This is a genomic window from Bradyrhizobium sp., from assembly GCF_036009065.1.
Classification (GTDB): domain Bacteria; phylum Pseudomonadota; class Alphaproteobacteria; order Rhizobiales; family Xanthobacteraceae; genus Bradyrhizobium.
Genome location: NZ_DASYMN010000310.1, coordinates 1 through 6,375, shown reverse-complemented (window position 1 = coordinate 6,375; position 6,375 = coordinate 1). Strand labels below are relative to the sequence as shown.

Below are 6,375 nucleotides of genomic sequence, written 5' to 3'. Positions count from 1 at the left end.
CGAAGCGCATTGCGCCATCTCCAACTCCGCTCTTTCGCTTAAGGCGGCGCAATGCGCGTCGCTGACGCGCCGCTTATTGCGCCCTACGCGCTTATCGGTGTAGCCGATAGCAAGTTGCCCAGATGAGTTCAGCACGTAGGGTGCAATAAGCGAAGCGCATTGCGCCATCTCCAACTCCGCTCTTTCGCTTAAGGCGGCGCAATGCGCGTCGCTGACGCGCCGCTTATTGCGCCCTACGCGCTACACGTTCGGTGAAATCACATACAGGGACGCGTTCAATACTGGCCGCCACACCCATTTCTGTTTTTATAGCGAATGGGACGGCGAAACCTTTATTGGGCACGTTAGCCAGCATTACAACGATGCCAATTGATGCGGCCCAAGCCGCCCGCGCCCGCACGGCGCGCCTCCTCTAGCTCGAATCCCTCCTATTCATTTGGGAACTCCGCTGCTGTTCGCTTGTGGCGTTTGCGCCATAATACCGCGCCGGCGGCGTAGCAGCAGGCCGTCGGGGGTTGGCGCCGAAGGCGCGTAACCTATCGGCTGAACTGGGACGAAAATTATTTTCGGAACCCAGAAATTCCTATTGATCTATTCCTACATTTCTGTATATATTCCGCGTCCTGTCCGATGAGGGGGCGCGTTCTAGACGCGATCCTTTTCAGCGGACAGAGCGAGAGCTGACCGGACCGGGGCGCCCCGGGGCGGTCGACAGGCCGGTGGTCAAGGTGGAGCGCCGGGAGGCGCTGCGCCCTACGTCGTGAGGGTGCCCGCTGGTGCCCTGGCGCCTCCCGCCGCTCCATCCCCTCGCTTGGGATCGCGAGGGACTGGCAAACCTCGGACGCATTGCGCCGCGAGAATGCGGAAGTGTGGCTGTTTGAAATTTGAATTCGGAAATTTTCGCAAGACGCTGCAACAACCTCTGCGTCATACGCGGGCTTGACCCGCCTGCGGGGCCGAAGCCCCTTCGGCGCGGCGAAGGCCCGCGTATCCATCACTCTTCGAAATGACTCTTGCGAAGAGGATGGATTGCCGGGTCAAGCGCGGCAATGACGAACTCTCGTGTCCCGGGCGCGATGCAGCGCGTAGCCCTTGCGAAGCGCTGCTTCGCAGAACCGGGACCGTACCAAACTCCGGCGTCCGTTACGGCCCCGGCTCTGCAGCGCACCGCTCCGCGAAGAGCTACGCGCTGCGCTGCGTCCGGGGCACGGAGTCTAAAACCGCAACACCCTCGATCCGGCCAGCGCGCCGATGGCGGCGACCAGCGCGGTGGCGAGCGTGTACCAGGTCGCGACGAACAGCGGTGAATCGTCGGTGCAGTGCGAGGCGTACAGCGTCGCGGCCAATCCTGCCGACAGCAATCCGGCAAAGGCGCCGGCAACCGCGGGCCGCGCCGGCGCGCCGTGACGCAAGGCTAACAGCGCAGCCGCAAGCAGCGGCAGCGCCAGCAGCGGTATCGCGGTCAAGCAAGTCCGCGAATTAGATCCGACCAGGCGCGTCATCATCGGCAATCGCTGCGGCATCATCATCTCACCGCCGATGCCGATGCCGAGCAGGCCGACCGGAATAAGCATTAGCCATGCCCAGCCGCGCAACGACACCTCCGGCCGTGACAGATGAATGGCAATCGCCATTGCAGGCAGAGCCAGCGCCAGCGTCACCAGGAATTTCAGATCGAAGAACGGATTGCGCATCGCAATCCTGACGTCGGGGCGCATGCCGAGTTCGGTGAAGAACATCACAAGCGAAAACGGCGCCGCGACCAGCAACGACATCGCCAAGACCGTTCCGACCGGCCGCTCCCGATGTTCATTGTCGGCGGCGAGGGTTTGAATGAGGCGATCGGTGTCCATTCTCATTGTTTCCGCAGCCTGGCGGTGAGGTTGGCAAGCCCGCGATGCAGCGCCACCCGCACCGCGCCCTCGCTCATCGACAGTCTTGCCGCCGTCGCCTTGATCGACGCTGAGTCCACCGCGATCGACTGCAGCACGTCGCGCTGCCGCGCGGGGAGGCTCTCCAGGTGGGCCGTAACTTCGCGCGCGGGCACGGTTTCCTCAGGCGCCTCGCCGGGAATGGTTTCGGCGAAATCGTCGATGTTGACGAACACGCGGCGGCCGCGGCGGCGCAGCGCATCGATCAGCTTGTTGCGCGCGATCGCGAACAGCCAGGGCGCGAACGGCGCATTGGCGTCCCAGGTATGCCGCTTCAGATGCACCGCCAACAAAATATCCTGCACGATGTCCTCGGATTGATCGACCGGCTGCCCGGCCCGCGCCAGCCCACGCCGCGCGGTGGCCCGCAGCACCGGCGCTATGGCGCGGAGCAGGCGTTGATACGCGGCACTGTCCCCTGAAACGGCAGACCGCATCAGGACGGTCCACTCGTCCTCACGATCGCGCAACTCGCGCTCCCACCATGCAATTCGGTCGATCTTTCAATTTGTTACGTCACACGTTTCGGGTCACGAAATCGTGAACCTGGCTTTGCTGTTGTGATCGTTCAAAAACTGTCCACAACGAATCCAGCCAGCGCAGGCCTCATAACATCGATCGCGTCGCTCTGACATCGGAGCTTCCCGACAGGCGCGCTGATTGCCCCGTTTTCGCCCCGTTAGCCCGAAGATTCCCTTTTTTTGCCCCGCTGTGGACACGCGGCGCGTCTCTTTGCGCGTCGGGGCTGACAATGGGGAGATTGTCGAATGAACATCAAAGCCAGCGGGCGCTCGGCATTGATCATCGCAGCAGGGTTTTGGCTGTGCATTTCAGGACCGCTGCAAGCGGCTGAGGACGCCGACGGCGGCGTCGCAGTATCCAATGCGGAACCTGCCGCGGGGCCGCCCGTCATGCTGAACAAGTTTGCCCGAAAATCCCGGCCCTGGAAGCGGCAGGCGTCGTCGCAGCGCAAATCCGACAAGGTGGCTTCCAGGGCTTCGAGCGAGGCTGCGAAGAGTTCCCAGAGGAAAATGTCGGCGAAAAACAACATGGCCGAGCCCGAGGCTGCGATGAAGGACGACGAGCGTCCGTTCGCGATGCCGCCCGCCGTCGCCAACGCCAACGCGCAGCTCGCGGCGGCCGACCTGCCGGCGGACGTGAATTCGGTCTCCAGCAAAGCCATCAACATGCTGCGGACCATGGCGGCCGCGCAGGGCGATTCCGCCGAGCCGCAGGCGCCGGCGCCCGCGGCGATGACCGAGCTCGTCTCCGCCGATCAGCTCAATGAGGTCGACCGCGCCTTGAGCGACGGCAAGAGCGAGGAAAAACCTGCTGTTGCGCCGACGGTCGCCATGGCGATGGCACAAGCCCCTGCGGCGGTCAGCGCAGTCAGCAGCAGTGAATCCACATGGGATCAGACCTCGCTGATCGGGAAAATCTTCATCGCCTTCGGCGGCCTGCTGACGCTGGCGTCGGCGGCGCGGATGTTCATGGCGTAGGTTTTTATGCGTGCCCCGGACGCAGTGCAGCGCGCAGCACTTGCGGAGCGGTGCGCTGCAGAGCCGGGGCCCATGCTGTGGTTTCACTCGTGAGCGGGTCCCGGCTCTGCGGTGCACCGCTGAAGAAGCGCTGCACCGCGTCCGGGACACGGGGAGTTCTGCACCCCACTTGAAGCCCATCCCGCCAACGGGCACATTGCCCACAAAACCAGCACGGGACGGGCCATGAGCACATTCGAATACATCATTGTCGAGAGCAAGGGCGCCGTCGGCATCCTCACCCTCAACCGTCCCAAACTGCTCAACGCGCTGTCGTTCGGCGTGTTTCGCGAGATCGCGGCGGCGATCGACGATCTCGAAGCCGACGACAACATCGGCTGCATCCTGCTCACCGGCAGCGAAAAAGCCTTTGCCGCCGGCGCCGACATCAAGGAGATGCAGCCCAAGACTTTCATCGACATGTTCTCGAGCGACTTCACCGCGATCGGCGGCGACCGCGTCGCGCGCTGCCGCAAGCCGACCATTGCCGCCGTCTCGGGCTACGCACTCGGCGGCGGCTGCGAACTGGCGATGATGTGCGACATCATCATCTGCAGCGACACCGCGAAATTCGGCCAGCCTGAGATCACGCTCGGCACCATTCCCGGCATCGGCGGCACGCAGCGGCTGACCCGCGCGATCGGCAAATCCAAGGCGATGGATCTGTGCCTCACCGGCCGCATGATGGACGCCGCGGAAGCCGAGCGCGCGGGCCTCGTCAGCCGCGTGGTGCCGGCGGATAAATTAATGGAAGAGGCGCTGGCGATGGCCGAAAAGATCGCCGCGATGTCGCAGCCCGCGGCCGCGATGGCCAAGAGCGCGATCAACCGGGCCTTCGAAACGCCGCTCGCCGAAGGGCTGAACGTCGAGCGTGACCTGTTTCACGCGACATTTGCGCTTGCAGATCGCTCCGAAGGCATGGCGGCGTTCATCGAGAAGCGCAAGCCGGCGAACAAGAACCGGTAGCGGCGCGACCGAAGAGATCGGGTGCGGCCGCCTGGAAACGCCAACCTCGCGACACAGTACCGCAGGTCAATAGGGACTTCGGGCAACACCCTCGGATGAACCGGGTGAAAGCACGGAAATTCCGCCCGAGACGGTTTGCGCGAGGGCGCTTCGCCCTCTAAACAGGGAAACGGGCCGTCGGCGGGGGCGGATGGCTTGGGGTTTGTTGCGGGATCAGATGGTTGGGCGTGCCGGTAGCGTTGGCCACGTGGGAAGGCGCGTGCTTCGATCGGGCATTGGCGTTGCCGCAGCCATCTGCCTCGGTTTTGCCGCCGTTCCTGCACAGGCCGAAGCCCTTCCCGAGGCCCTTGCAAAAGCCTATCAGTCCAATCCGCAGCTCAACGCCGAACGCGCGCGGCAGCGTGCCACCGACGAGAACGTGCCACAGGCGCTGGCGGGCTACCGGCCGCAGATCGTCGCCAGCCTGAGCGCCGGGCTGCAGTCGGTCCGCGACCTCTTGCCGAACAACACCATCCAGACCGCGAACCTGAAACCGTGGACCATCGGGATCACGGTGACACAGACGCTGTTCAACGGTTTCAAGACCGCCAACAGCGTGCGCGTGGCTGAGTTTCAGGTGCGAGCCGGCCGCGAGGCGCTGCGCAATGTCGGACAGGGCGTGCTGCTTGACGCCGTCACCGCCTATACCAACGTGCTCGCCAATCAGTCGCTGGTCGAAGCGCAGCGCACCAACGTCACGTTCCTCCGCGAAACCCTCGGCATCGTGCAGAAGCGGCTCAATGCCGGGGACGTGACCCCGACCGACACGGCGCAGGCCGAGGCGCGGCTGAATCGCGGCCTTGCCGATCTCAACTCCGCCGAAGTCAATTTCGCCATCAGCCAGGCCACCTATGCGCAGGTGATCGGCAACCCGCCGTCGCGGTTGAGCCCGGCTGAGCCTGTTGACCGCTATCTGCCGCGCAGCCGCGACGAGGCCACCGGGCTTGCCTTCAAGAGCCACCCCGCCGTGCTCGCCGCCGGCTTCGACGTCGATGTCGCGACGACCTCGATCAATGTCGCCGAAAGCAGCCTTCTTCCGACGATCACCTTGCAAGGCAATGCCAGCAGGAGCCGCGACTCCGATCCGACGCTCGGAACCTTCGCCACCGATCAGGCCTCGGTGATCGGCCAGATGACCGCGCCGATCTATGACGGCGGCACCGCTGCGTCGCAGACCCGGCAAGCCAAGGAAATCTCCGCGCAGAGCAGGCTGGTGCTCGACCAGGTCCGCAACCAGGCGCGCACCGCTGCGACCGGCGCATGGGTCGCGCATGAAGGCGCCAAGATCGCGGTGAGCGCCTCGGAATCCGAGGTCCGCGCCGCCGGCGTCGCGCTGCAGGGCGTGCAGAAGGAAGCCACCGGCGGCCAGCGCACCACGATCGACGTGCTGAACTCGCAGCAGGAGCTGACTTCCGCCAAGGCGCGGCTGATCGGCGCGCAGCGCGACCGCGTGATCGCGTCCTACACTTTGCTCAGCGCGATCGGAAAACTGGATGTGAAAACGTTGGGACTGAATACGCCGGATTATCTGCCCGAGGTGCATTACCATCAGGTGCGCGACGCCTGGCACGGCCTGCGCACGCCGTCGGGGCAATAGACCCGTCGTCGTCATTGCGAGGAGCGAAGCGGACCAAGCAATCCAGTTGCCGCGCTTCATTCCGGCGCTACTGGAATGCTTCGCTGCGCTCGCAATGACGCCAGTCTCCAAGACGGTCTACAAGATAAACGCCCGCTCGCGCGCCTTGATGATGCCGACCACCGTATCGTTGACCGGCGTCGGCACGCCGAGCGGCTTGCCAAGCCGTGGGATCGCTCCGTTGATGGCGTCGACTTCGCAGCGCCGGCCGGCGTTGTAATCCAAGCATCGAGGGCCGCGCGCCGGGAATCTTGCCGCCGAGCTT

At 64.5% G+C, this 6,375-nt stretch carries 6 protein-coding genes; 3 read left to right on the top strand and 3 right to left on the bottom strand.

The genetic code is table 11. The annotated features are described in order from the left end of the window. Nucleotides 1–1,214 precede the first annotated feature (1,214 nt). Both VGP39_RS19070 and VGP39_RS19065 read right to left on the bottom strand, forming a co-directional pair. Nucleotides 1,215–1,853, bottom strand: coding sequence for a DUF1109 domain-containing protein (locus VGP39_RS19070; RefSeq protein WP_327569658.1), 639 nt, complete (start codon nt 1,851–1,853; stop codon nt 1,215–1,217). Nucleotides 1,854–1,855: 2 nt separating this feature from the next. Then, nucleotides 1,856–2,401: a sigma-70 family RNA polymerase sigma factor gene (locus VGP39_RS19065; RefSeq protein WP_327569657.1), complete on the bottom strand. Its 546-nt coding sequence runs from the start codon at nt 2,399–2,401 to the stop codon at nt 1,856–1,858. 297 nt (nt 2,402–2,698) lie between these two features. On the opposite strand from VGP39_RS19065, the gene VGP39_RS19060 reads away from it, so the two are divergent. From VGP39_RS19060 to VGP39_RS19050, 3 genes are all read left to right on the top strand, one after another. After that, entirely contained in the window at nt 2,699–3,430 is a 732-nt protein-coding gene (locus tag VGP39_RS19060; RefSeq protein ID WP_327569656.1) for a hypothetical protein, read from the top strand. Between the two features lie 225 nt (nt 3,431–3,655). Beyond that, nucleotides 3,656–4,435 (top strand): enoyl-CoA hydratase, encoded by a 780-nt coding sequence (locus tag VGP39_RS19055; RefSeq protein WP_327569655.1) that lies wholly within the window; start codon nt 3,656–3,658, stop codon nt 4,433–4,435. A 217-nt stretch (nt 4,436–4,652) separates the two neighbouring features. Next, nucleotides 4,653–6,071, top strand: coding sequence for a TolC family outer membrane protein (locus VGP39_RS19050; RefSeq protein ID WP_327569654.1), 1,419 nt, complete (start codon nt 4,653–4,655; stop codon nt 6,069–6,071). A 117-nt stretch (nt 6,072–6,188) separates the two neighbouring features. Here VGP39_RS19050 and VGP39_RS19045 read toward each other — a convergent pair. Next, a partial coding sequence (locus VGP39_RS19045; protein WP_327569653.1) for a ketopantoate reductase family protein occupies nt 6,189–6,375 on the bottom strand: 187 nt, incomplete at its 5' end.